Origin of the sequence: Arsenophonus endosymbiont of Aleurodicus dispersus, assembly GCF_900343015.1 — a bacterium.
Taxonomy (GTDB): Bacteria; Pseudomonadota; Gammaproteobacteria; order Enterobacterales; family Enterobacteriaceae; genus Arsenophonus.
Genome location: NZ_LR025108.1, coordinates 264,828 through 291,148, shown reverse-complemented (window position 1 = coordinate 291,148; position 26,321 = coordinate 264,828). Strand labels below are relative to the sequence as shown.

The following is a 26,321-nucleotide window of genomic DNA, read 5'->3' as shown; positions in this document are numbered from 1 at the left end:
TGGAAAGAGTATTAAAAAATTATATAATATGTTTATATCTAGCAGTTTAGATTTTTATGTAAATATCTAGATTAGTATTCTATGGTAATGGTATTATTGATATCTATCTAAAATTAATCTTAATGTTAAATATAATAATAAATTATAAAATTTATACTTTAAAAGATCAAGTTAAAATAATTAATAAATTAAGATTTTAGTATAACTGCGGTGTATGTGTAAATTTTAGTAATAAAAGATTTTTTTGATAGAGAATTATAGTATTTCTGGAAAGTTATTGGTGATAAAAGTATTAATGCTAAGTTAACTATAGTTAATTTTGCTTAGTTATAAAGTTTTTCATAATTAATCAATAAATTTTATATGTCAAACATATCAGTTTTGATAGATATTTTTATTAGATATTAATCGCCCTGGTATTATTTATCAATATCTATATTTTAAATATATAATTATATGGATTTAACTGTAGTATGAATTTGTTATTATAATAAACTTTCTAACTAATATTTATTTCAAATTAAAAATATTTTTTAAAATACCTTAATATTAAATAATTATTTAGCTAAAATATAAAAATTAGCAATTAGAAGTAATTTTAACATCAATAGCTTATATTACCAAATTAAAAATTTTACTATATATTATTAGGTAAATTAGAAGAAATAGTATAATTTTAAAAATTATTAATTAAAAATTTTTTGAGAAGATCTTGTAATGATTTAATCCTGCATTATTATTTGTTAGCATATGCAGAAAGTCTTTCTCAGGAAAGAGGTTTACTATCTTAAGAAGCGATTGCTATCGCAATGAACGATATATTCGATGAGCAATAAATGCTTTTATTATACCTAAGCGAGCAGCTTACTTCCTTAATGCGCGATATTTGGTAATTATAATTTAAATTACCTTGGCTCCAAGTGAAAAAAGTAAACAAGCTACTTGAACATCAAAAATTTCTGGCTGCTGTTGCTATCCTAGTGCTCCAACGTAGAACAAAGACGTTAATTAGAATAATTAGCTCAGTTGCTTTATGATACGCTGAAATCATACTAACCGTAAAAAGATAAAAAACAATAGAGTAAATTAAATTATGGAATGTGTTTATATCTCCATTGGTAGTAATCTAAATGACCCATTACAACAAGTACAATGTGCTATTAAAGAATTACAGCAATTACCGAATACAAAGCTAGTTGCGATTTCTTCTTTTTATCGAACTAAACCTATGGGGATACAAAATCAGCCTGATTATTTTAATGCTGTTATCGCATTAGATACTGAGTTATTACCAGAAATACTACTTGAATATACCCAAGAGATTGAATTAATGCATGGGAGAATACGTAAAGCTGATCGTTGGGGGCCAAGAACGCTTGATTTAGATATTATATTATACGGCCAACAGATTATTCATACTGCACGTTTAACTATCCCCCATTATGGCCTTAAAGAACGCGAATTCATACTTTATCCTTTAGCAGAAATTGCCCCTAAGTTACGTTTTCTAGATGGTGAGTTATTAAGTGATAGATTACTACTAGTTGCTAAAAATGAATTGACTTTATGTTAAGTTAGTCAATAGCTTATTCTAAACTACCTATTTCTGATAAACACTTACCTATGATACATTACTTTAATTTTAGATATTATAGTCAAAATTTATTATAAAATATCAAAAAGGTGCTTGGTCATGAATAAAAAATATGATTGGTAATAGCAGCAATAATACCAACCTATTTATAATTCTAAAAACTTAATTTTTATTTGGTAATCAAGTAATCTTAGGTTAACACGATGAAAATTATTTGGTAACACTATACTATAAAATAAGTTAACCTTATGATATTTATATAGTTTAGTTGGTAACAACAATAATTTACTAATTAACATAAATTTATAAAAAGCTGCGCTAAAGTGCTACTTTTATATTTGTTTTTAAAATTGTACTTTAAAATCATCGCTAAGCGACAATTAGAACTGGTAAAATAAGGCTAAACCAACCAGGTTTTATTTACCAAGACCATATTTGTCGGTAAATCTATTGTGGTTATTGATTAAGTTAATTTTGGAATCAATAACTGCGGTTAGTTTTTTTAAAAATAGTAGAAAGCACCGATAGAAAAGTATTTTTCTAAATTTTTTTTTTACAAGTAGTCAGTTAAATATTTGCTTTTAAACTGCATCTAAGCAATAGATTTTTCAGACAAATTTAATCAAACATATACTGACCAACTATGTTAAATTTTTTATTTTTATTATCTACTTGTATCATGTCGGTATTTACACAATTGACTTTGATGGTCCTACTAAATTTCTGCATATTACGAGTTTTGCTGTATATTGCTGCCAGATTTTTAGTATCATATTTTATACCTTCGTTCCATACCTTAGCACTATTAATGCAATTTTTGGTTAAAATTTTATTAGCATGAGTGATATACTTAGCATATATTTAGCAGCTGCCCTAAATAATTTATTTTAAATACTACTTAATTTTTTATGTATTTTTACCTTGATACTTACTGTCTGGCGAAATTTAATCCATCAACCAGACTAAAAAAATCATTACTCAGTAACCAGTTTACGGCCTGTCAAGTAGCTGTCAGCCTTATAATGAACCAAAGTAAGCAATTTTTAAAACAGCATAGGCTAGATGATTTATATTGTTGTTTTCAATTTTACTTTTATTAGTTTGAATTTTCATTCAAAACAACAAAACCACATGAGTTGATCTAATATTTTATTATCTGCAACTGATATGTACAAACAAATCATCGTCTTCATAAGCACTAACTACTCCTTTATTATTACCTTTATTGTTCACCTGACATTGTTAACAATAAATTCTTAACTATTAGAAATTATTTTAAACAATTTAGTGCTGTTTCATTTCTACTTATCATGTTCAGTTGATAAATATTATTATTTTCTCTGAAATAATACAAAAATAACAATGTATTATAAAATATGACTATCAGTAAAAATAAATAGTACAGTAATAAATACTTATTTATTTTATTAGATTAAATAGCTAAAAGCTCGCGTTACGCGGAGAACGTGGAAATGGTATGGTTTCCCGAATATTTTTTACACCAGTGACATAAGCAACTAGACGTTCAAATCCTAGACCAAATCCGGCGTGAGGTACGGTACCATAACGACGTAAATCGCGATACCAGTTATAATTTTGTTGGTTAATCCCCATTTCTTCCATACGAGCATCTAATTTATTCAGTCGCTCTTCACGCTGAGAGCCACCAATAATTTCACCAATACCGGGCGCTAATACATCCATTGCAGCAACTGTTTGATTATCATCATTTAGACGCATATAAAAAGCCTTAAGATTTTTGGGGTAATTTTTGACCACAACTGGTGCTTTAAAGTGTTCCTCAGCTAAATAACGTTCATGCTCAGAAGAAAGATCTACACCCCAATCCACATGTTTTTCAAAAGATTGACCTGATTGCTTTAGTACTTTAATGGCATCGCTATAGTTAATTTGAACAAAATCAGATTCTACAAATTTTTCCAACCGGTTGATAACTTCTTTATCGATCCGGTCAGCGAAGAAGGTTAAGTCATCATGGGATTCTTGTAACCCTGATTTTAAGATATATTTCAACATTTTTATGGCAAGGTTGGATATATCGTTTAAGTTAGCAAAAGCAACTTCAGGTTCAACCATCCAGAATTCAGCTAAATGGCGGCTGGTGTTAGAGTTCTCAGCGCGAAATGTTGGGCCAAAGGTATAAATTTTACTTAATGCACAAGCATAAGCTTCGCCATTTAGCTGACCTGACACGGTTAGAAATGCTTCTTGACCAAAAAAGTCTTTATCAAAATTAATATCTCCTTTTTCAGTTCGGGGAATATTTTGGAAATTTAATGTTGAGACACGAAACATTTCACCTGCACCCTCGGTATCTGAGGCAGTAATAATTGGTGTTGAAACCCAAAGATAGCATTCTTCATGGAAGAAACGATGAATAGCTTGAGCTAGGGTATTGCGGATACGGGCAATGGCTCCGATAAGATTGGTGCGTGGACGTAGATGTGCTACTTTACGTAAGTATTCAATACTATGCTGCTTTGCCGCTATTGGATAGCTATTAGGGTTTTCTACCATACCGATAAATATAACCTTAGTGGCTAATAATTCAAAATTTTGTCCTTTACCTTCAGATGCTTTCACGATCCCGGTTACTTCAACTGAGCAACCGGTGGTCAGGTGTAAAACGTCTGTTTCATAATTATCTAGTTCATTATTTACAATAGCCTGTAATGGATTAAAGCATGAACCATCATAGACTGAGATGAATGAAAAACCAGCTTTTGAATCTCTCCTTGTACGTACCCACCCACGAACGGTTACTTTTTGGCCTACCGCTACACAGCCTTGTAGTACTTTGACTACAGTCGCTATATTCATAAAATACTCTCTTTTGCCATTTAGTTATTTAAAATTATTTGGTCCTTATTATACAAGGTCTTATATTCCTTGTATTAGCGTAATAAACAAGTAAAAGTATCAAGTTTATAATTGGAATAAACAGATGAAAATATCTTAATAAGAATAATTTTATTCACCCTGTAGTAAGTTAAGTTTATTATCAAGGTTACATATCAGGATCCATTAGGATTAATTGACTGGGTTGATAAAGTAGATGTTTTTGGCTAGATAGGTTTACCTCCCATAACAAGGGATAATTTACCTAAATTACGCTTTATTTAACTAAAAATAATTAATTATCCACCAGATTGATAGCCTTTGGATATTGAAATAATTAAAGTATTCAGATGAAGCTAGTGAAGCAGTCGATTGGTGTAATTAAAGAGTACTTTAATTGTTATTTTATTAGCCAAATAATTAATGCGGTTGTATTGGGATAATAATTAAGTGTATTATTAAAAGAAGCTAATATAATTAGCTGTTGCATTATTTATCTATTTAGTTGGATTTATATTTCAAAAATGCCAATATATAGATAGTACCATTAAAATTTGCTGATTACAATATTAATCCAATGGTCAACGCTATTATAATAGATTAAGTAAAATTAGTTAAGTCATTAGATAAAATTAATAGTATGCCAATTAAACCTATGATAATAAAAATAATAGCCACAACTACGCTAGTAGTAATTCAAAAAATTATCTTTTAAGCAAAATGTACTTTCTAATTTGCCATAGACTTTGCTTAAACTAATCTAGTTATGTTTATTTTCTTTGCAAGTATGGTCTCCTGTTTATATGATTTATATCATATGTAGCTTCCTGACTACTTGTTAAGGTATATTCAACTGCTGATCAAGACATGTAATGCACTGTAGTGATTTAAAAATGAATCAGATAAAGAAAAGCTCTTTGTATAGATAAATAAGTGAATTATGTTAATGCAAGTAATCATAATTTATATTTTATTTTATATTTGTTAAATAGATTTGATAGTATTAATTTTTTTTATGGCAGTTGTTATGATGGTAAAGTAATTACCCAAGGTAACTAGATTTATAAAAGTAAAAATATAGATTTAAGTATTGTATTTTTAGTAATATCTAAATGGTTATTTAGTATGAATTAGTACGTTAGCATAAATCTGGACTCAAGATTTATAATCTATAGATAGATAATTATATTGATGGTATGAATATAACATACCTACATCAATTAGATTGATAATCTAAGGTATTTTAAGAAAAAAGTTATAGCTTTAAAAACTGTTAGTATCTTGAAATAAACCAACTTTTAAATTTTTTGCTGTGTAAATATACTTATCATCAACCAATACTTCACCATCAGCCATACCCATAACTAATTTTCTATTAATAACACGTTTTAAATGGATACAGTAAGTTACTTTTTTTGCGATTGGCAAAACTTGTCCAGTAAATTTAACCTCACCTACGCCGAGAGCTCGGCCTTTACCTTTATTACCTAGCCATCCCAGGTAGAACCCAACAAGTTGCCACATTGCATCTAAACCTAAACAACCAGGCATAACTGGATCATTAGTGAAGTGACAACTAAAAAACCATAAATTAGGTTTGATATCAAATTCAGCTTCAATAAATCCTTTATTATACTTACCGCTAGTTTCAGTCATTTTGATGATGCGATCTATCATCAACATATTACCGGAAGGTAATGGCGGCCCATTTTCGCTAAAAAGTTCACCTCTCCCTGAAGCATCTAAATCTTCTTTACTATAAGAGCTGTGTTTATTAAACATTTTACTAAATAGCCTTGTTAAAAATAATAATGCTAAATAATAGCTTACACTTGTAAGCTAAACAACTTTGGTCAGTTATTTTAAATTTAGCCACTTTATAAATCTCATGAATTTTGGTTTTTCTTGTTTATTAGCCAGAGTAATGCGTTTATGTATTAAAGCTAACAGATGTAAGTTTTTTGTATCATATTGCTGCTTATAATAAGCATGTTTTGTTAGCATGGAAATTGCTTCTGAAACGTGTTCAACAGGCCAAATGTTAAAAACTCTGGATTTGACTGCGGCAATAAGATCTTGATTTAAACATAAATGACGAATATTAGCCGCCGGAATAATAACTCCTTGCTGCCCAGTTAATTCCCGTTGGAAACAGATATCAAAAAAACTTTCTATTTTGGGGTTAATACTCCCAATTGGTTGTACATAACCAAATTGATCTACTGAACCTGTAACGGCAATTTGCTGATCTATAGGCTGAAGAGAAAGTGCACTAATTAATGCACAAAGCTCAGCTAATGATGCGCTATCGCCATCAACTTTATTATAAGACTGTTCAAATACAATTGAGGCGGAAAAAGGTTGTGGTTGTTCAAGGTTTAATTCATAATTGAGATAGGCGTTCATAATCATCATACCTTTAGCATGAATATTACCACCCAGCTCAACTTTACGTTCTACATCAGTAAACTCACCCTCACCAAGATGAGCAACACAAGTAATACGTGATGGTTCACCAATAATTTCTGGATGACCTGGATAGTGTATAATAGATAATCCATTGATTTGGCCAATGATTTTACCTTCAGTTTTAATAAAAACTTGTTTTTTTAAAATATCATCTAAATTGCGTTTAGCTAGGTAACCGTGTTGCCATTTGCGTTGCCGCATTGCCGCTTGGCATGATTTTGTAGTTATTTGGTTATTTTGTTTAAATTTATTTGCCTCAGATAAATAACGAATAAGCCATCTTCTATCTAATGGTAGAATAGATTTGTCTTCAGTATATCTAATTGCCTGAGTAATCAAGGTTGGCCACGCATCAGTAGTTAAAGCAGGTAATTGGCAATCGGTAATAATTTGTTTAACAAATTGCATCCATAGCGATAGTTGACTACTATGTTCAAAATTTAAGTCAAATTCATATTCACCATACGTAGCTTGAGAAAAAAGCTCAGGCTCTTTTGTTTCAAGTTCATCAAGACTAAAATTATCTCCTACCAAAATAAGTTTAACATCCAGGGGCATTGAATCAATTGGATAGGGTAAAAATTGATTATCATTTACTGGAAGCCACTCAAACTGTTTTTGTATTACCATTTGTTTTAACCGCTGCCACATTAATGGCTGCGCTAATAATGTACTAACAGAAAGTAATAATACTCCACCATTGATTTTGTGTAATAGTCCTGGCTCTAAGTGAATACTATTTTTATACTGATGTATACTACCAAATAATTGCGGCATTTCTATCCAATTACAGAAATAAACTGAATTACAAGTAGTAAATGATCTTTTGTTGTTTGGTTGCCAATAAAATTTTCCATTTGATTGTTTATAATCGCCTGTGATAGCTACTGAAGCTGGAATAATATTTTTAATGCATTTAGCTAATTCAGATAAGTAGCTTTGGCATTCTAATGCTCTAATTATAGCAAAAGGAAAATATGTTGGTGTTAATAAAAAACTTTCGAGACTATTATATAATCTCGGTTGAATAATTGCTAAAGTAGCATTTTCTAGTTTATCAGCAGAAGCAAAAAGATTAATATAAGGTTCATAATCAGGTGCTAAATTCTGCCATAGTAATTCGTTACTAATCACGCTATTTTTCAACTTATAATTTAGATAAAAAGTTTATAAATTATTCTAAATATCCTGGTTATATAAAGTAAATATAGAATATATTTTCTAATATATACTACTATGGTGTTATAAACATAATTAATTTTACGGTATATTATGTTGGTAACGTTTATCATGTAAAAAAAGCAGCTATATATTATTATATTTTGTATTATAATCTCAGTTACTATATCTGAATACTTGTTTTATAGATTATAAGCTAGCTATTTATCATTTTCCGGTAGCAAAACTAAATTTGATGGCTTATTTTGAATATTATTTTATTAATATAGTTCATTGTCTAATGAATGTTACTCATTATTTTAATAATGAGTGACATTCACAACATATTATACCATTAATAATTTTTATTTAAGCAAATAAATAACTAATAATTTTATGATGATAAATAATCACTGTTAAATTTACTTTTAAATGAGTATTATTTTAAATAAAAAAGAGACTATAAATATTTTATTGTATTATTTTTATTGGAAATTCGCTGTAAGTTGAAAAACTAATACTCGCTATCAAAAATTAAAGATTAATTCTATGCCTAGAATAATAGATTCCATCAATTGGCTTAAATTTATAGATATTAACTAATAACTAAAGCAATATGCTAACATTCATTCATATTAACTATACTTGCTATAAAATATAGAGACTTAGTTTAGGTTTAAGATGATATACTAATCATATTCATTAATTTGATTTTACAATTAGTTAATTACGCAATTGTGGTGTTCTAAGTTGAGTTTTAATTGATTCTGATAATTCATCTAAAGATGATTGTTCTGGGTGTTCGTTGGAAGTTTCATAAGTAATCTGAGCTTCAGCTAGATAAGTATGAATAGGTTCACCATTATCATCTTCCATAACTACATGGTACCATGGAGCTGAGCGTAGAGCTGCATTAGTAGCAATATCGTTATCTTGTGGCTTATCAAGAGAGTATTCTGGGTCAACGTCAACTATTACTCCAAGATATCCTAGTAGTTTATGCCTTATTTGTTGTCCAATACTAAATTTACTGGTAGTCATCATAGCTAGCTCCTAGAAGCCTTTAAGGAATTATATGTGAGTAATAATAACAATTTTAATAAAGTCACTCTGTTACGCTAATTTATTAATAACTTTAATCTAGGTAGATTAAAATATTTATTTTATAAGAGTATCTATCATTGACATAAAAAACAATATGTTGGAGTTATTCTTTATTATAAAAGATAAAAGTTTAAGATTTTATTATCATCCATTATCTATGGGGATAAAAATATGTACTATATAGTAATATTTATTATTGATGTATTGTTAGCATAAAAGTTTTATTTATATTACTAACTATATGGTGCTGGTTGGCCGGCCCATTGGGTGCTAAAATTGAAGATGATAGAAAAATCAAGAATATCCTTTTTGAAAAGAGTTTGTAGATTTTACTATTAGATACTTACTGTAATAACTCAAATACATTTTACAGGTTTAGGTAACCCAGCAAGTTTTGTTGCTTGTTTCGCCGGTCCTTTTGGAAAAAGGTGATAAAGATAGCGGCTATTACCAATATCCTCACCATATTTTTTAGCAATGGCCTTTACTAACATACGGATAGACGGCGAGGTATTGAATTCAATATAGAATTCACGAATGAAGCGAATTATTTTCCAATGTTGTTCAGTCAATATAATATTCTCTTGTTTAGCTAATAGATATACCATGGATTCACACCATTCTTGGCTACTTTTTAAATAACCATCAGCATCGGTTTTAATTTCACGACCTTCAAATATAAACATCTTATATTTCTAATTTTAGACATATTTATGGTTAATTTAACTAAATTAACCTCTTTACCTAACTATAAATTTTGATCTAATTTTTTATTGAACGCTCAACGCTGGCAAAAATGTAGATCAAGATAGTAATAGTTATCGCCTTAGTAGTTTTGCTAACATTAATTATAGATTAGTAGTATAGTATGCATGCAGCATGCTGGTAAATTTTATTTGAGAGATAAAAAAAATTTTTATCACTTAATAATTTTCATTTAATAATTTTCCTTAATTTTATAATATACCACACTATAAAATACATTGGTAACCAAATTATATTGGTTTATTTTTTTACTTACCTCACTTGATATTTAAACTATTAGATCTTATTTGTATATTACTCAATAGTACATAATTTAAACGGCAAGTAATAATTACTATGATAAAAAATAGTATTTTTGAACTTCGCGTAATTTTATAAAAAATGGTTAACTATATTTAACTATAAGAATTTTATATAAAAATAATTTATCTTATCTAATTATTTTTTCTAAGCATAGTTAGTTTTCTCATTAATAGATCATGGTTAGTAAATTAAATTACTAGTCATTTATCATAGCTTGCTTGCTGTAGGATTAAAGCGAATAGCTTCGGTATAATCAGTATTACCTTAATAAACCTATTTATACATAAATTAGTTCAGTCATTAATTTTGTAGAGCCGATGTTAATTTCTAAATAAAATTATTACCAGTATTATTAATAATTATACTACTATAAAAGAGGCAAGTATTAGCTATGGGAAGATGGCCTAATACCATAATCGTGATTTGGTATATACCATAAATTTTTTCTTGTTTGTGGCTGCTTATCATGTTTTTTATATTGATGCTATCAAGCATAAATATATTAGATACGCAATCTTTTTTGAATTTGCTATCAATCTATTACCTAATTTATTTGGTAAAATAAATACCATGATTTAATATCTTAAAGATATGATCTATAATTTATATCATTAGAAAATTAATTTCTATGCCAACCAATTCAAAATTATATTAGTTATTTATGATGTTGTCTTGCATTTATAGTAGGAATGAATAGTTATAAATTGTGTTTTAAAACTTTTTAAAAGTATTTAGATCAAAGCGAGTTATTAGTTAATAGATAATAGTACTAGATAGTAATAGTTATCTATCTAAATAGATAATAGTATATTATATGCTTTTCAATAAAAATTTGTAGATTATTATAATCAACTGTATTGTACATAATAATTATTAAAAGCTAATTTAACATTTTAAAATTATTAATCTGATTAATGGTATAGTTAATATTATATTAGCTAATATAATATTTTATAAAAATACTTATCTAAGTGATAGATAAATAAATAGTTAGTATTTAATTTAATACTTACTACTATTTTAGTGTTTTTTACTAGTAAATTTATATAATTTATTTTTTAAAAAACTATTTTAAAATATTATATTCATTATTTTTCTTAATTTTATTAGTTTTATTGTTTTTTTTACATAGTTGGTTAATAAATAACTTAGCTAATACATAATGTTATATTAAGTATTAATAATATTTTGTTATTAACATAACACTTTAAGAAAAAATTATATCTAACTATATAGTAGATAATTATATAACATATATTTTCCAATTATTATTGTTTTTGCTTAAAATAAATTAAATAATTTTCATCTTAGAAATTTTTCTATTTTACAATTACTTTTTTATATATAAGTTCAATAAACCTTTTATTAACTGGTAAGTTATAAAACTGAAGATTTTTTAATAAAAAATAATTTATAATTTTTCATTATATTCTTTTAAAACAGTTGCATAACTCGTAAAAAAATATAAACATTTAAAATCTTAATATAACTACAGGCATTTTTTATTATGATACTTCATAATTATAAGTAGTCATTGTATTAGCTATATCCAGTCTACCTCTCAACATATTTATACTACTGATCTTTTAAAATATTTTGCTACCTTAATATAAATAACTAGCACTATTAATTTTAGCATAAAAATTTCTAGAACCAAAATTTAGCTAGTATAAAGCATAACTAGTTTTAACATAAAACTGTTTTTAGAATAAATATTCTATTCATCTTATAATATCTTGATTTTGGTCATGAAATTGACTACAACTTAAAATAAATAACAAAAGAGATTAGTAGTTAGCATGCTGACTAGATATTATTAAGTAAAAAAGTAAAACAGCTATATTAAATAGTATATTGATATATATTAAACTAATAAGTTATAATAATAGAAAGCATTAGCTAAGATTGTTTGGCTCCTCCAACTGGACTCGAACCAGTGACATACGGATTAACAGTCCGCCGTTCTACCAACTGAACTATGGAGGAATTATCAATCATAAAAATTAGCCGCATAGTAACTATGTTCTGAACTACTGTCAATGTTTAAAATATAATATTTTACTGTTTGTTTATAATGCAAACACATTATCTAATGAGGTGATTATGTAAGTATATCTATTTTCTTAAATACTTTTTTATTTTTTTTTTGATAAGATTTTTTAGTTTGGTTTTTATTGTATTATTAATAGTTAGTTCAGCAAGTATTTTGTTAATAGCTACATTTGTTACATATACGTAAATTAAATATTTCAATATCTTCCAATATTTATTTTTTTTGATATAAAACAGTAATGTAGTATCCAGCAAAATAGCATGAAGTATATTATATAGTATATCCAAAAGTAGTGAGTATATTAAGTAATATTAATTTCTACACATAGGAATGTATAACTAGTAATAAACTGCTAATCTAGATAATGTATATTATTATTTTTTTATATTTAGCTGATATTTTCACTTATAGTTATTTTTATTGTATTCATGATATTTATCTTAATTGATTAGATTTATAGATAAATATAAATAGCTTTAACTAGCAATTAAATTACTTTAGCCATTAAATATCTATTAATTAGAAATTATCTAAAATATATAAAATTAATATTTATTATTAATTAAATTAAAATATTTTTTTTAAAAGAAAAGCATAAAACTATTGATATTATTAACTACTCGTGCGTTAATGATAGTAAGCCTAATAAACGAATCTATTTTATTTACGACATTTAAGTTAATGTGTCATGAGTAACGTGATTATTGATAAACTTTAGACCGTTTTGCTGAATGCTTCTATGAAATTAGATAGTGATGTAGGCTTTTGTATACCTGCCGAAACCGGCGATGTTTATTTGTTATATAGGAAAGGCAAATGTCTCACAAAATGAAGGGTCAAGTAAAGTGGTTTAACGAATCTAAAGGCTTTGGTTTCATCACTCCTTCTGATGGTAGCAAAGATGTATTCGTTCACTTTTCTGCCATTCAAGGAAATGGATTCAAAACCCTGGCTGAAGGGCAAAATGTAGAATTTACCATTGAAGATGGATCCAAAGGTCCAGCAGCAGCAAATGTAACTGCTATTTAAGATTAGAAATGGATTTCTTGAAGCCTGTTGTGTAAGCTGCAGGCTTCTTTATTTTATCAGTAAAAACTTTTTGCACAGTATTTAATTTTTAGACATAACTAATAAATATTAATAATTTATTATCTAAATTAGAAGTTATAATTACCTATAATTAGTTATTATATAACCGTACTAATAAAAAATAAATCTGAATTAGTTGTAGGTCTTTATATTATATCAAAAAATATAAATTAATGGTTTCATTATTATATTATTAATTAATATACTTGTCATAGTAATACTATTGAAAATTATAAAAAAATATTAATTAAATGAATTTTTTTATTTCGTTATTTTCTTATCTAAAGAAGATTGGTTTAACTTATTTAATAATTTAGCTGGTTTTTAAACTTCATTTATCCAGGATAATAGTAAATTATGTGATATAGCTAAAATAACTGGACCAATAAAAAGACCAATTACTCCAAATGATAAGATTCCACCAATAACGCCAATCAAAATAAGTATCATTGATAAATTAGCCTGTTTTTTTATTATAAAAAGACGTAATACACCATCCATTGTTGCTACAATTATGCTCCATATAATCATAATAATTGCCCATCTGGTATTGTCTGACCAAAATAACCATATTATCGAAGGTACCATAATCAATAATGGCCCAAGTTGGGCAACACAACATACAAAGATAAGAATCGTTAATATTGCAGCATAAGGAATATTAGCTAAAGCTAACCCAATACCACTGCTAATTGCTTGTATTAATGCTGTTACAACTACACCTAATGCAATAGCACGAATTGATTGGCCAGCAAGTAGAATAGCAGTATCTCCTCTTGTGCCTGCCAGGCGAATAGCAAAATGTCTAATACTTAATATAACACTTTTTTCTTTCAGATAGAGTAATGCACTAAATAGTAACATGATGATAAGATGAAACATAAAATGCCCGGCATTAATAGCTTGCGTTAAGAACCAGCTGGTTGCTTTTCCAAGATACGGTTGAAGTTTAGTAATTAATATATTACCGCCATTAGCTACCAATGTATGCCAACCATAAAATAGTTTATACCCTATAAATGGTATATTTTTTAACCATAAAAATTCTGGTAATCTAATTTCAACTGGCGATTTTGCCCATTTAATTAATGGACCACTATTTTGTATAATACTACTAATTAGTATGGCAAAGGGAATAACAAATACTATTACTACTATTAATATCATGATTATACTTACTAGCCATTTTTTATTCCAAAGTTTGCTTTCAATTATTTTAAATAATGGCAATGTAGCAATAACTACCATGCTTGCCCAAAGAAACCCAAGTATGAATGGTTTTAATACCCAAAAACATGCCGTAATCATCAGTAAAATAGCAATTATATTAAAAATAAATTTGGGTAGATCACCAAAATTTTGTGTTTTTTCCACTATATTAGCCTAATTTTAAATAATAGATAAATATTATCTATTTCTATTAGATGATTAATCAAATTTTTTGTAACTACTAAAGGTAGGGAAATAATGTAATTTATATTTTTAATAAAAAAATAATTGTCAAGTATAATTTTGTATGTATTTATTATTAATCTAATATAGTAGATAAGAGTTAACATTATTTTTAAAAAATAATTATAATAATGATTTTACATATAGGACTTACTCATAAAATTAGTAATGTCAACAGGTAATAGTATATATAAATTTACTCTTCAAGCTTTTATTTATCTACGTTAGAATAACAATATTAAATTTTTAACAAAGCAGGCTAATGATAAAAATTTTAAGTTATTAACCTTTTATACCTAGTTGGAAAAAAGGAACCAATGGTTTAGTTTGATGGTATTGTGATTGATATATCGTGATATATGCAAAATATTTTGTAAATTAATATGGCACAAGAATACGCTATAATTGAATATGGCGTGATAAAGGATTAACTTACTGCTAAGTAAAACTTGCTTATTATAGGTAGAACACGTTAATAAGTTTTCTATTTACCTTATAGCTTAAATTTTGGAGCGCAAATTTTTATCAAAAATTATATCAAATTAAACCAGCAATAATACCTTTAATTAATTAAAGATAATAATATCATTGATTAATAGCATACATATTATGCAGCGTTATCTTATAAAAAATAAATTAATAATTATATTTTCTAGATCATAAGTAAAAAAGTTTTTACCATATTATGGTATATAATATTAATTATTGATGCTTTAATTTAGATGTTAATACTTTAATGTAGCCTTTGATTAATTTTCAGCAGCAATGAACTCATTCGCCAAAAATTTCGCCCCTATAATAAGATAGTATTTAAGATTATAGGTTAACCCTAATGTTATTTGCATAATATATGAGTAATTGTACTGATATTGTCAGCAAAAAATAACACAACAACACAATAATCTTGTTAACCAAGATTAGAAAATATAAATTTTTACATTAAGTAATTGATATTCTCCATTTCAGAGAAAATATTTTAGTAGTCTATTATAGCTATAATTTAGGACCTATTAGTGACTATATTATTTCATAATATGAAATTTATTTCATTACTTATGAAGAAATGCCAGCGCTGGTTTACTTTTATGTTAAAGTAATGGTGGATACATACAAACTTATTGGTTACAAGGTGATTGTATTAACGTATTTTTCTTATTTTTTTACAAAATTGGAGTAAAAAAATAAGGAAAATAGTTAATGTAGCATTATCTCTTTCATGAGCGTAAATATAAAGCTTAGTAGAAGATACTGGTAGCTAATTTATTTTTTCATAAAATATTTATTTACCAGATATTTTAATGTTAAAATTACTATTTTTTTCTATTTAATTTTAAAATTAGGTTATTAGATGAATGTGGCAAGTTTTAGGTTTATTAGTTAATGAGTAGCTAATAATAGTATTAGTACCCGTACCCAAAATAGTATTGAAGTTAACAGCAAGTTATGCCTGCTGTAGTTAAATAAACCAAATTTAACATGAAACAATGATGCTATCTATCGAAGCAATAATGCCAGTTGATCAAACGTACTATGTAGCTATTTTTACTACTACATAACTTCTATTAGTAGAATAGTTTTGCTCTATAGCTAGTTATTTTTGTACTAAAGTTAACTAAAAGTATTTGGTACAGAGATTAACGCTACCCATGTTAAGCAGTACCTTCAGTAAAATTATTTAGCTTATGTAGTGCGATTTATATCGGTAGTTAGTAACTATTCAGTCTAGTAGATATATTTTAAAATAAATAATTAATACTAATTTGTATTTGCTATTTTATAATAATCATAATTAAATTGTTTAATCTTAAAGATAAGTAAAGCATTTACAATTAATGTAAATTTATTTAGCTATATTTTGTTTGTAATTTTACATATTATAGTAAATTTTTTTAAAATATTTATCAATAGTTTAGTTTAATGAATAAATAAACAATTTTGATATAAAAGTAAAATAAATGATCTTTTACTGAAAAAGTATTTTTATAGAAATATCAATTACTATATATAATATAAAGCAAAAAAGTATATTTAAAGTATAATCTAGTATAAGTATTAGTTGAGTGAGGTCAATAATGGCAGAGCATGTTGATACTTTTTATTTGAATGAAATAATTTGGAAGGGGGTTACCATTACCGATAAAGCAGCTGATCAAATTCGTAAATTAATAAAAAAAAATCCGGACAGTGATGGGTTATCTATTAATATCAAGCAATCAGGATGTGCTGGTTTTAGTTATGTCATTGAATTTATAGATAATCCAACTGATGAATATTTACTATTTGAAAATAATGGCGCCAAAATTTTTGTTCTTATAAAATCAATGCCATTTATTGATGGCACTGAAGTTGATTATGTTCGTGAGGGACTTAATCAAGTATTTAAATTTAATAATCCGAAGGCACAACACGCTTGTGGTTGTGGTGAAAGCTTTAGTATTTAAGTGAATTAAATTATGTCACAGCGTAATGATGATGTTCATCAATGGTTATTAGAGCATAGTTATAAAGAGGGGTTTTTCACTCAGGTTGAAACAGATAAACTAGCTAAAGGTATCAATGAAGATGTCATTAAAGCTATTTCAGCTAAACGTAATGAACCTGATTGGATGTTGCAGTTTCGTTTAGAAGCTTATCAACATTGGTTAGATATTGAAGAACCTCATTGGCTTAAAGGTTATTATCCTAATTTAAACTATCAGGAATATAGTTATTATGCTGCTCCATCCTGCAATAGTTGCGATGATAATTGTAACATAGAAGCTAATTCTTCAGCAGAGGTAGGAGATAAGCATAACAATAATTATCTTACCGCAGAAGTTGAAGAAGCATTTAATAAACTTGGTGTGCCAGTGCGTGAGGGTAAATCAGTTGCTGTTGATGCAATTTTTGATTCTGTTTCTGTTTCAACAACTTATCGTAGCAAATTAGCAAAACTGGGTATTATTTTTTGTTCTTTTGGTGAAGCAATACAAAAGTATCCTGAGTTAGTAAAAAGATATATTGGTACAGTTGTTTCTAATCGAGATAACTTTTTTGCTGCATTAAATTCTGCTGTCGCTTCTGATGGGACATTTGTTTATGTGCCAAAGTTTGTTCGTTGTCCTATGGAATTATCAACCTATTTTCGTATTAATGCAGCTCAAACCGGTCAGTTTGAGCGCACTATCTTAATTGCTGATGAAGGTAGTTACGTTAGTTATATTGAGGGATGTTCCGCTCCGGTACGAGATAGTTATCAATTGCATGCTGCTGTAGTTGAAGTTATTGTTCATAAAGATGCTGAAGTAAAATACTCTACCGTACAAAACTGGTTTTCAGGTGGTGAAAATAAACCTGGTGGCATTTTAAATTTTGTCACCAAACGTGCCTTATGTGAGGGTGAGAATGCCAAAATGTCCTGGACGCAGTCTGAAACAGGATCTGCTATTACTTGGAAATATCCTAGTGTTATTCTTCAAGGGGATAATTCAGTAGGAGAATTTTTCTCAGTGGCATTAACTAATGGTAATCAACAAGCTGATACCGGAACAAAAATGATCCATATTGGTAATAATACTCACTCCACTATCATTTCCAAGGGGATTTCAGTAGGTCGTAGTCAAAATAGTTACCGTAGTTTAGTAAAAATTTTACCGACGGCAGAAAACGCTAGAAATTATACTCAATGTGATTCTATGTTAATTGGTACTGAATGTGGTGCACATACTTTTCCTTATATTGAAGTAATGAATAGTAGTGCACAGTTAGAGCATGAAGCTAAGACATCCAGTATTAGTGAAGATCAACTTTTTTATTGTTTACAGCGTGGTATTGGGGAATATGATGCTATTTCTATGATTATAACCGGGTTTTGTAAAGATGTCTTTTCTGAATTACCATTAGAGTTTGCCGTTGAAGCACAAAAATTATTAGCAATTAGTTTGGAACATAGTGTGGGTTGACGGTTACTTTTAAAATAAGACTAAGTTATTCAAAGGCCAATAAAATGTTAAGTGTTAAAAATTTAAATGTGTGTGTTGAAGGTAATCAAATTCTTAACGGATTAAATCTAACAGTAAAATCTGGTGAAGTGCATGCACTTATGGGGCCTAATGGATCAGGTAAGAGTACTTTATCAGCAACCCTAGCTGGACGTGAAGAATATAAAATAGAGCAGGGTGAAATTATATTTAAAAATAAAAATTTATTTGAGTTATCACCGGAAGACCGTGCCGGGGAAGGTATATTTTTAGCCTTTCAGTATCCAGTCGAAATTGCTGGTGTAAGTAATCAATTTTTCTTACAAACCGCCATTAATGCAGTTAGAGAGTATCGTAAGCAACCACTGCTTGATAGATTTGATATTCAGGATTTTATTAAAAATAAAATTGAATTGCTTGATATGCCCAAAGATTTACTTACTAGATCTGTTAATGTAGGTTTTTCTGGTGGAGAAAAAAAACGTAATGATATTTTACAGATGGCAGCATTAGAGCCTGATTTGTGTATTTTAGATGAAACTGATTCAGGTCTTGATATTGATGCCTTGAAAGTAGTTGCTAATGGTGTAAACTCACTACGTACCCCTGAAAGAGCTTTTATTATCGTTACTCACTATCAGCGCATTTTAGATTATATCCAGCCTGATTTTGTTCATGTTCTCTATAAAGGTAAAATTATTAGATCAGGTGATTTTTCATTGGCCAAAAAACTGGAGGTACAAGGCTATGGCTGGCTTATTGACTAAAAGTTACAGAGCAGAAAAACAGCATCAAGTCACAAAGCTAAATCAACAGGCGCTAAAAGTGTTTAAGACTATTTTTCATGGTAGTAAAAGAGCGAAAGAAAAACAAGCTAAGGCTTATTGGGAGAAGGCAGAAAAAATTGGTTTTCCACCATTTGGTCATGAAGATTGGCATTATACTCCGTTGGCAAAAGTACTTAACACTCAATACCAATTAAATAATGATAAAGTTAACACGATTACTGCTGATAAATTAAAACAGCTAGCTATATATCTTGATGGTTGGAATATTATTTTTTTAAATGGATATTTTATTCCGGCACTAAGTAGTAATAACTTTAACCCTTATCAAATTCAGATGATGGATACGCTGGCACAGGAATTTCCGGGTCCTATCGTGAATGATGAAATATTTCTGTATTTAACTGAGAGTCTGGCTGCTCAACCCCTATTTATTAAATTGGCAGATAATCAACAGGTAGAAAAACCGCTTTATATATTGAATATTACCTCTGGATTAAATCACGGTGATTATGTTAATACTAGTCACTATCGCTATCATTTAGCGATCGGTGCTAATTGTAAATCGCAAGTTATTGAACATTTTATTTCTATTGATGATAAGCCTCATCTCACTGGTAGCCGGTTGACCGCTAATATTGGTGATAATAGTTATTTTAGTCATATTAAACTTAGTGTTGAAAATAATCAAAGTAGCCATTTTGCCCATAATGACATCTTGTCAGGTACAGATTGTCAAATAACCAGTAGCGGTATTTTTATTGGTTCAGCATTATTTCGTCATCATACTAATGTGAAGTTAAATGGAGCTGGTAGTAGATTAGCGCTTAATAGCTTATTATTGCCACAAAATAGACAAATTGTTGATACTAGAACTTATATTGAACATAATAAACCATTTTGTGAAAGTCGCCAGTTGCATAAAACTATCGCGCAAGATGCAAGTAAATCTATTTTTAATGGGATGATTAAAGTGGCGCCCGCAGCACTTAAAACAGATGGCAAAATGATAAATAACAATTTGTTATTAGGTAAACAATCAGAAATTTATACTAAACCGCAGTTAGAAATTTATGCGGATGATGTGAAGTGTAGTCATGGCGCGACAGTAGGCTGTATTGATGATGAACAGCTATTTTATTTACGTTCACGGGGTATTAATATTAATAATTCAAAATATATGATTATGGTTGCTTTTGCGGATGAAGTAATTAAAGCTATTGATAGTGAAGGTATAAGTAATAAGGTAATGAATATTATTCAGCAGCGCTTGGCAAGGGTTTAATATGACATTTTCAGTGGCGTCCATTCGCAAAGATTTTCCTATGCTAGCAGAAAAAATTTACGGTCAACCTTTGGTTTATTTAGATAGTGCTGCTAGTGCGCAAAAACCACAACAAGTGATAGAAAAAGAAAGTAAATTTATTTGTCATCACTATGCGGCAGTACACAGAGGGATCTATAGTTTGAGTAGTAAAGCAACAGCTATGGTAGAAAATGTTCGTCAGCAAGTAGCTGATTTTATTAATGCAGCTGATGCTGAAGAAATTGTTTTTGTTAAAGGAACAACGGAAGGCATAAATTTAATTGCTAATAGTTATGGATATAGGTTTATCAAACCAGGAGATAATATTATCATTAGCCAAATGGAACACCACGCTAATATAGTTCCTTGGCATCTGCTTGCATGCCAGATTCGTTTTGATATTCGTGTATTACCTATTGATAATGCAGGTAAATTAATTTTTGAACAATTAGATAAGCTAATAGATAGTCGAACACGATTACTCTCTTTTACCCATATGTCTAATGTTTTAGGAACCGTTAATCCAGTAAAAAAGATTATTGCCTATGCGCGCCAATGTGCTGAGAAAAAAAAAGCACAATTACATATTGTGCTAGATGGTGCGCAAAGTATTATGCATCAAATGATTGATGTCCAAGATTTGGATTGTGATTTTTATGTTTTTTCTGGTCATAAACTGTATGGGCCTACTGGTATTGGTGTTTTATATGGTAAAAAGATATTATTAAATGCTTTACCACCTTGGCAAGGTGGTGGAGCTATAATTGATAAAGTTAGTATGACGTTAGCTGAGCCATCAATAATAAATATTACTTACGAAAATGCGCCATGGCGATTTGAAGCAGGTACGCTAAATATTGTTGGTATTATTGGCTTAGGTGAGGCATTACGTTATGTAAATAATATTGGTTATCAACAAATATCGGCCCATGAAACATCATTAATGCAGTATGCTAATCAGCGGTTAAGTACGGTAAAATCTTTGCGTTTTTATGGCTCAGATGAGCGCCAAGGGGTTATTGCCCTTAATTTAGGAGACCATCATGCTTATGATGTCGGGAGTTTTTTAGATAATTATGGGATTGCAATACGGACAGGCCATCATTGTGCGTTGCCGTTGATGAATTTTTATCAAGTGCCAGCCATGTGTCGCGTTTCTCTAGCAGTTTATACTACTAAAGAAGAGATTGATATTTTGGTTGAAAAACTACAACATATTGAAAAATTACTTGGTTAATCCGTTATAAAGTACATATAAGGGTAGAATGATGTCAGCCTTACCTGATGAGAATAAATTGTTATTTAATTTTTCACGTTGTAAAAACTGGGAAGAGCGATATCTTTATTTAATTGAATTAGGTGAAAAATTATTACCCATTAGTGATATACAAAAACAAGTAAAAAACTATGTCACAGGTTGTCAAAGTCAGGTTTGGATTGTTATGGAGCTGAATAGTGACGGCAAGATACAATTTGCTGGTGATAGCGATGCAGCTATAGTAAAGGGATTAATTGCATTAGTAATAATTATTTTTCAAAATAAAACTGGACAACAAATTTTGTTCACCGATAGTAACTCATTCTTTCAAAAGTTGTTATTGGAGCAGCATTTAACACCATCAAGAAGCCAGGGATTGCATGCTATGATCAGATCAATCCACCATCGAGCTGAACAAATGATCTAATTAAGCATTTAAACATTTAGTTAACTACTGATATTCATCAGAAAAGCCCCTTATTTTACTTTTTATGGAAATAAGGAATTTTTTGATTATAAATTACTAATATTAGGTATTAGCTTTCTAATTTATTTCTTAAACAAGAAATAATTAATTATAAGAATCTTTATTTTATTTATATTATGTTATTGTATTTAATAATAATTATTAGATCTAGAAATTTTAGGTATTTATTTTAGCACTCATGCATCTGTTAATGATAACAGAATATTTAAGTTATTAAAGTAAGGATCTGTGCTATTAAAAATGTTTGCGATAATTTTTATCGCTTCGATAGAAGATTTTAATTTTACTCTTTTCTAGATAATATAAATGTATCAGTACCATGCAAAATAGAATTATATCATCTAATTTGACACATAAGTATTTGATCATACAATCAAATATTGGTGGGACCCAATGATAATTTTGCAGGTAGCCACTTATTATCAATCAAATGTGATTTAGATGCTACTCCATGCTGATTTTATTAGTGCCAAATTTAATCTTCTTGCATAATGGCCTGCAATGCAATAAATTTAACTGTATGACATTAACACCAGCATTAATGTAGTTAGTTATAAAAATTAATCTACATATTTTAGATGAGCATTTTATTAATTCACTGTTGTGTTTATATGAGATTTTTTCTTTGATATAGGTTGTAAGCCATAATAAATAGCTAAAAAGCTACTATAATTTAATAATTATAAATCAAATAACTATAAATATCATGTGTTATTATTGTAACAGACTATTAATTTGTCACTTGTATCATTAAGTAATATATAAATCATTACGATAATGTAGTTGGTATGATTCATGCTATCAACGAAAAATAATACAAAAGTAAGCTCATTATCAGAATATTTACTAGCAGTTAGTAGTGCTATTTTATCTGAAATGCTAAAATATGGATATATTAAGAATAATGTTATTTATTTTAAATAAAAGTAAATGATTTGTATTTTATTTTTTTTTATAAAATTTAGATAAATAATTATAAAAAATTCAAGGATGATATTTATGTTTAATCATATTAATCATACTCAATAATACATATTGCTGTGTAATATTTATTGAGATTGGTAAATTTTGCGGATATTACTATTCTTTTATAGCCGTTAATCAGTTGCTAATTAGCATAGCAGATGCTAATAGTTAGTAATTATGATAAATAGAGCAGTATAATCTAGTGTGGCGCCCTTAACTTAAATAGTATTAATGTAATTTATTAATTAATTAGAATGTTATGAACATTAGCCAATTTCTTGCCGAATTAGAGCGTTAATAAGCATTTTAGCCTAGAGGAGTATTGAATGAATACTGAAAAAATAGGATAAATTTTACTCTTCATTTTGATGATATGATAGCAGGCTCAGGCTCTAGCAAAGATAGTAAGAAGATTTCAAAATTTAAATATTGATGATACAAAAACAATAGAATATCAAACAACGGGTTCTGATTATGTAACTTAATAGTACTTAAATAGTTTTTAACTAGAGAGCAAATTAAAATTGATGATCCAGCAATTAACTGAAAATAGATAAATTTTTAAGAGAAACCCTAATACTTAATCAGCTACCTGATTTTAAAAAAATAAAAATATTATTAATATAGTAAAAAGTAAAAATAATATAATTTAATAATGTTTAATAACAGCCATAACTAAAATTTAGTTATGGCTGCATAAATTTTAACTATTTTTCAAATAAATTTTAGTAAATTATTGCAATAAATTATGTTCGACAAATTTCCAGTTAACCAGTGACCAAAATTTGTTCAAATATTCAGCTCGTGCATTACGATAATCAATATAGTAAGCATGCTCCCATATATCAACAGTTAGTAATGGTTTATCATTACCACTGATTGGTGTTACGGCATTTGAAGTATTAACGATAGATAGTTTATCGTTGGCTTGTTTTACTAACCAGGTCCATCCTGAACCAAAATTTTTCAGCGCTGCATCGGTAAACTGCTGCTTAAAAATTTTAAAATTAGCAAAATGCTGATTAATGGCCTCAGTTATTTTCGCGGTTGGTTCTTCACTGGCATTAGGCGCTAAACAATGCCAATAAAAGGTATGATTCCAAGCTTGAGCTGCATTATTTAAAATTACTCCTTGTGCGCTTTTTATAATTTCTTCTAATGATTTAGTCTCAAAGTAAGTATCTTTAATTAAATTATTTAGATTATTTACATAATTATCATGGTGTTTTCCATAATGATATTCTAATGTTTCTTGAGAAAGATAAGGCTCTAGAGCATTTTTAGCATAAGGTAATGGAGGTAATTGAAAAGACATTGCAGACTCCTTTTTTTATTCGTATTGTATAATAAGTTGATAAATAAACCATATTGTAATTATATTTTTTATATAGATAAATTAGTATTTTTTTTTAAAAATTATTTATTATTCTAATAATAGCAGAAAATTATTATTAAGTATTGATAGAAAACGGTATTACATACTAATATTATGTTTGTTTAGTGTAAAATAGATCTAATTTTAAAGGAAGTCATAATGACGACAATAGAAAAAATTGAACGCCAGATAAAAGAAAATTTAATTCTTTTATACATGAAAGGATTACCTAAATTTCCACGTTGTGGGTTCTCTGCTCAGGCGGTACAAGCCATTTCTGCTTGTGGTGAACGTTTTGCTTATGTAGATATTTTACAAAACCTTGATATTCGCAGTGAATTACCTAAGTATGCTAACTGGCCAACATTTCCTCAGTTATGGATTGATGGTGAGTTAATAGGTGGTTGTAATATAATTATTGAAATGTATCAGCAAGGGAAATTACAGCAATTGATTACTGCAACTGTCAATAAATATCGGCAATCAACGACCTAATTTTTTATTTATTAACAATTTAATAAAACAGTAATATTGTAAAGTGCGCCATGCGATTGTTTTTCGTCAAAATAGTAAGCTTTAGCTAAAGCTAAAATTATTTAACCAAAAATTATCCTACTGAATGTTGCTGTATCAAAAGTTGCAAATGGAATAGATTACTTTTAGATTTTATCAGTGTTGAATTTGTGATCTAGATCACATATCAAACTATGACTACAATTAATATTGTAGGCAACAATAATTTCCTAGTTCCCATGAAAGCGAATGCAGTGGTTTCTATATTTGCAGCCGTAAACGCTCCAACATCAAAATTTAGTTTTTTATAAATCTCTAACTAACTCTAACTACCTTGATACATTTTAACATATATATGTTAATGCTAAGCTGCTAACCTTAGCAACAATAGATGAAATTAATTATAAGCTTGGTTCTAGATATGCTTAAGTCATTGATAACCTACCTATTGAAACAACAATTATTATCTGCTGCATATAGTACTGCAATAGAGTGTAATGAGCAAATAGTTTAGTACCAACCTACTTAATGTCATTTTACTATACAATTGAGAGATAAAATTATAGTTTTTCTGTTAACTAACATCACCGTAGTAGTAAATTTTCGCCGTATAGATAGATATAGCTTATGGTATGCAAGGATCGCACTTTTGTACTTAGTTTTCATCATTAGGTTATTATATTAAATAATAGTGGCATTACTAATCTTACTACTTTATTTAGTAATTTAATAGTTGATGATGCTGTACCAGAAAATATACTGTTTGATATCTGTAATACTCAACATTTTAATAACCCTTATGATAATACCGGACCGTAGATTGGGT

The 26,321-nt window shown here is 28.3% G+C and carries 17 protein-coding genes and 1 tRNA gene; 9 read left to right on the top strand and 9 right to left on the bottom strand.

Translation table 11 applies throughout. The features are described from left to right. Positions 1-1,093 precede the first annotated feature (1,093 nt). Entirely contained in the window at positions 1,094-1,573 is a 480-nt protein-coding gene (gene folK, locus WBAF_RS00985) for a 2-amino-4-hydroxy-6-hydroxymethyldihydropteridine diphosphokinase (RefSeq protein ID WP_121463233.1), read from the top strand. Positions 1,574-2,212: 639 nt separating this feature from the next. Here the strand turns inward: folK and WBAF_RS02585 are convergent. The 7 genes from WBAF_RS02585 to WBAF_RS00950 all read right to left on the bottom strand — a co-directional run bounded on the left by WBAF_RS02585 (position 2,213) and on the right by WBAF_RS00950 (position 12,238). Beyond that, the gene (locus tag WBAF_RS02585) at positions 2,213-2,404 is read right to left on the bottom strand and encodes a porin (protein ID WP_369688842.1); all 192 of its coding nucleotides are present in this window, start codon (positions 2,402-2,404) and stop codon (positions 2,213-2,215) included. A 630-nt stretch (positions 2,405-3,034) separates the two neighbouring features. Further along, positions 3,035-4,435, bottom strand: coding sequence for an asparagine--tRNA ligase (gene asnS, locus WBAF_RS00975; protein ID WP_121463231.1), 1,401 nt, complete (start codon positions 4,433-4,435; stop codon positions 3,035-3,037). 1,281 nt (positions 4,436-5,716) lie between these two features. Further along, entirely contained in the window at positions 5,717-6,235 is a 519-nt protein-coding gene (fabA, locus tag WBAF_RS00970) for a bifunctional 3-hydroxydecanoyl-ACP dehydratase/trans-2-decenoyl-ACP isomerase (RefSeq protein WP_121463230.1), read from the bottom strand. Positions 6,236-6,310: 75 nt separating this feature from the next. After that, entirely contained in the window at positions 6,311-8,056 is a 1,746-nt protein-coding gene (locus tag WBAF_RS00965; RefSeq protein WP_121463229.1) for an AAA family ATPase, read from the bottom strand. Between the two features lie 747 nt (positions 8,057-8,803). Then, positions 8,804-9,124 carry a heat shock protein HspQ gene (hspQ, locus tag WBAF_RS00960; protein WP_172575477.1) on the bottom strand — a complete coding sequence of 107 codons (321 nt, stop codon included), beginning with the start codon at positions 9,122-9,124 and terminating at the stop codon, positions 8,804-8,806. Positions 9,125-9,540: 416 nt separating this feature from the next. Further along, positions 9,541-9,870: a TusE/DsrC/DsvC family sulfur relay protein gene (locus WBAF_RS00955; RefSeq protein ID WP_121463227.1), complete on the bottom strand. Its 330-nt coding sequence runs from the start codon at positions 9,868-9,870 to the stop codon at positions 9,541-9,543. A gap of 2,292 nt (positions 9,871-12,162) precedes the next feature. Beyond that, positions 12,163-12,238 (bottom strand) — tRNA-Asn (locus WBAF_RS00950). A gap of 883 nt (positions 12,239-13,121) precedes the next feature. Here WBAF_RS00950 and cspE point away from each other — a divergent pair. Continuing rightward, positions 13,122-13,334: a transcription antiterminator/RNA stability regulator CspE gene (cspE, locus tag WBAF_RS00945; RefSeq protein WP_121463225.1), complete on the top strand. Its 213-nt coding sequence runs from the start codon at positions 13,122-13,124 to the stop codon at positions 13,332-13,334. Positions 13,335-13,718: 384 nt separating this feature from the next. Here the strand turns inward: cspE and ydiK are convergent, their stop codons facing one another. Next, positions 13,719-14,768 (bottom strand): AI-2E family transporter YdiK, encoded by a 1,050-nt coding sequence (ydiK, locus tag WBAF_RS00940; RefSeq protein WP_121463224.1) that lies wholly within the window; start codon positions 14,766-14,768, stop codon positions 13,719-13,721. A 2,150-nt stretch (positions 14,769-16,918) separates the two neighbouring features. On the opposite strand from ydiK, the gene sufA reads away from it, so the two are divergent. From sufA to sufE, 6 genes are read left to right on the top strand one after another with little or no spacing between them, the layout of a single operon-like run. After that, entirely contained in the window at positions 16,919-17,287 is a 369-nt protein-coding gene (gene sufA, locus WBAF_RS00935; RefSeq protein ID WP_121463223.1) for a Fe-S cluster assembly scaffold SufA, read from the top strand. A 12-nt stretch (positions 17,288-17,299) separates the two neighbouring features. Continuing rightward, positions 17,300-18,787 carry a Fe-S cluster assembly protein SufB gene (sufB, locus tag WBAF_RS00930; protein ID WP_121463222.1) on the top strand — a complete coding sequence of 496 codons (1,488 nt, stop codon included), beginning with the start codon at positions 17,300-17,302 and terminating at the stop codon, positions 18,785-18,787. Positions 18,788-18,831: 44 nt separating this feature from the next. After that, entirely contained in the window at positions 18,832-19,572 is a 741-nt protein-coding gene (gene sufC, locus WBAF_RS00925; RefSeq protein WP_121463221.1) for a Fe-S cluster assembly ATPase SufC, read from the top strand. Further along, entirely contained in the window at positions 19,553-20,875 is a 1,323-nt protein-coding gene (gene sufD / locus WBAF_RS00920) for a Fe-S cluster assembly protein SufD (protein ID WP_121463220.1), read from the top strand. Before sufC ends, sufD begins: the two co-directional genes overlap by 20 nt. A gap of 1 nt (position 20,876) precedes the next feature. Next, positions 20,877-22,133 (top strand): cysteine desulfurase SufS, encoded by a 1,257-nt coding sequence (gene sufS / locus WBAF_RS00915; RefSeq protein WP_121463219.1) that lies wholly within the window; start codon positions 20,877-20,879, stop codon positions 22,131-22,133. Positions 22,134-22,164: 31 nt separating this feature from the next. Then, on the top strand, positions 22,165-22,581 hold the full coding sequence (gene sufE, locus WBAF_RS00910) for a cysteine desulfuration protein SufE (RefSeq protein WP_121463218.1): 417 nt from the start codon (positions 22,165-22,167) through the stop codon (positions 22,579-22,581). Positions 22,582-24,340: 1,759 nt separating this feature from the next. Here the strand turns inward: sufE and WBAF_RS00905 are convergent. Then, positions 24,341-24,922, bottom strand: a complete 582-nt coding sequence (locus WBAF_RS00905) for a Fe-Mn family superoxide dismutase (protein ID WP_121463217.1) — start codon at positions 24,920-24,922, stop codon at positions 24,341-24,343. A 219-nt stretch (positions 24,923-25,141) separates the two neighbouring features. Between WBAF_RS00905 and WBAF_RS00900 the strand changes: the two genes are divergently transcribed. Further along, positions 25,142-25,477: a Grx4 family monothiol glutaredoxin gene (locus WBAF_RS00900; protein WP_121463216.1), complete on the top strand. Its 336-nt coding sequence runs from the start codon at positions 25,142-25,144 to the stop codon at positions 25,475-25,477. Positions 25,478-26,321 lie beyond the last annotated feature (844 nt).

Excerpts from the sequence above, each read along its gene's own strand:
- folK (WP_121463233.1), top strand. The coding sequence starts at position 1,094 with ATGGAATGTGTTTATATCTCCATTGGTAGTAATCTAAATGACCCATTA.
- asnS (WP_121463231.1), bottom strand. The coding sequence starts at position 4,435 with ATGAATATAGCGACTGTAGTCAAAGTACTACAAGGCTGTGTAGCGGTA.
- fabA (WP_121463230.1), bottom strand. The coding sequence starts at position 6,235 with ATGTTTAATAAACACAGCTCTTATAGTAAAGAAGATTTAGATGCTTCA.
- hspQ (WP_172575477.1), bottom strand. The coding sequence starts at position 9,124 with ATGATGACTACCAGTAAATTTAGTATTGGACAACAAATAAGGCATAAA.
- WBAF_RS00955 (WP_121463227.1), bottom strand. The coding sequence starts at position 9,870 with ATGTTTATATTTGAAGGTCGTGAAATTAAAACCGATGCTGATGGTTAT.
- cspE (WP_121463225.1), top strand. The coding sequence starts at position 13,122 with ATGTCTCACAAAATGAAGGGTCAAGTAAAGTGGTTTAACGAATCTAAA.
- sufA (WP_121463223.1), top strand. The coding sequence starts at position 16,919 with ATGGCAGAGCATGTTGATACTTTTTATTTGAATGAAATAATTTGGAAG.
- sufB (WP_121463222.1), top strand. The coding sequence starts at position 17,300 with ATGTCACAGCGTAATGATGATGTTCATCAATGGTTATTAGAGCATAGT.
- sufC (WP_121463221.1), top strand. The coding sequence starts at position 18,832 with ATGTTAAGTGTTAAAAATTTAAATGTGTGTGTTGAAGGTAATCAAATT.
- sufD (WP_121463220.1), top strand. The coding sequence starts at position 19,553 with ATGGCTGGCTTATTGACTAAAAGTTACAGAGCAGAAAAACAGCATCAA.
- sufS (WP_121463219.1), top strand. The coding sequence starts at position 20,877 with ATGACATTTTCAGTGGCGTCCATTCGCAAAGATTTTCCTATGCTAGCA.
- sufE (WP_121463218.1), top strand. The coding sequence starts at position 22,165 with ATGTCAGCCTTACCTGATGAGAATAAATTGTTATTTAATTTTTCACGT.
- WBAF_RS00905 (WP_121463217.1), bottom strand. The coding sequence starts at position 24,922 with ATGTCTTTTCAATTACCTCCATTACCTTATGCTAAAAATGCTCTAGAG.
- WBAF_RS00900 (WP_121463216.1), top strand. The coding sequence starts at position 25,142 with ATGACGACAATAGAAAAAATTGAACGCCAGATAAAAGAAAATTTAATT.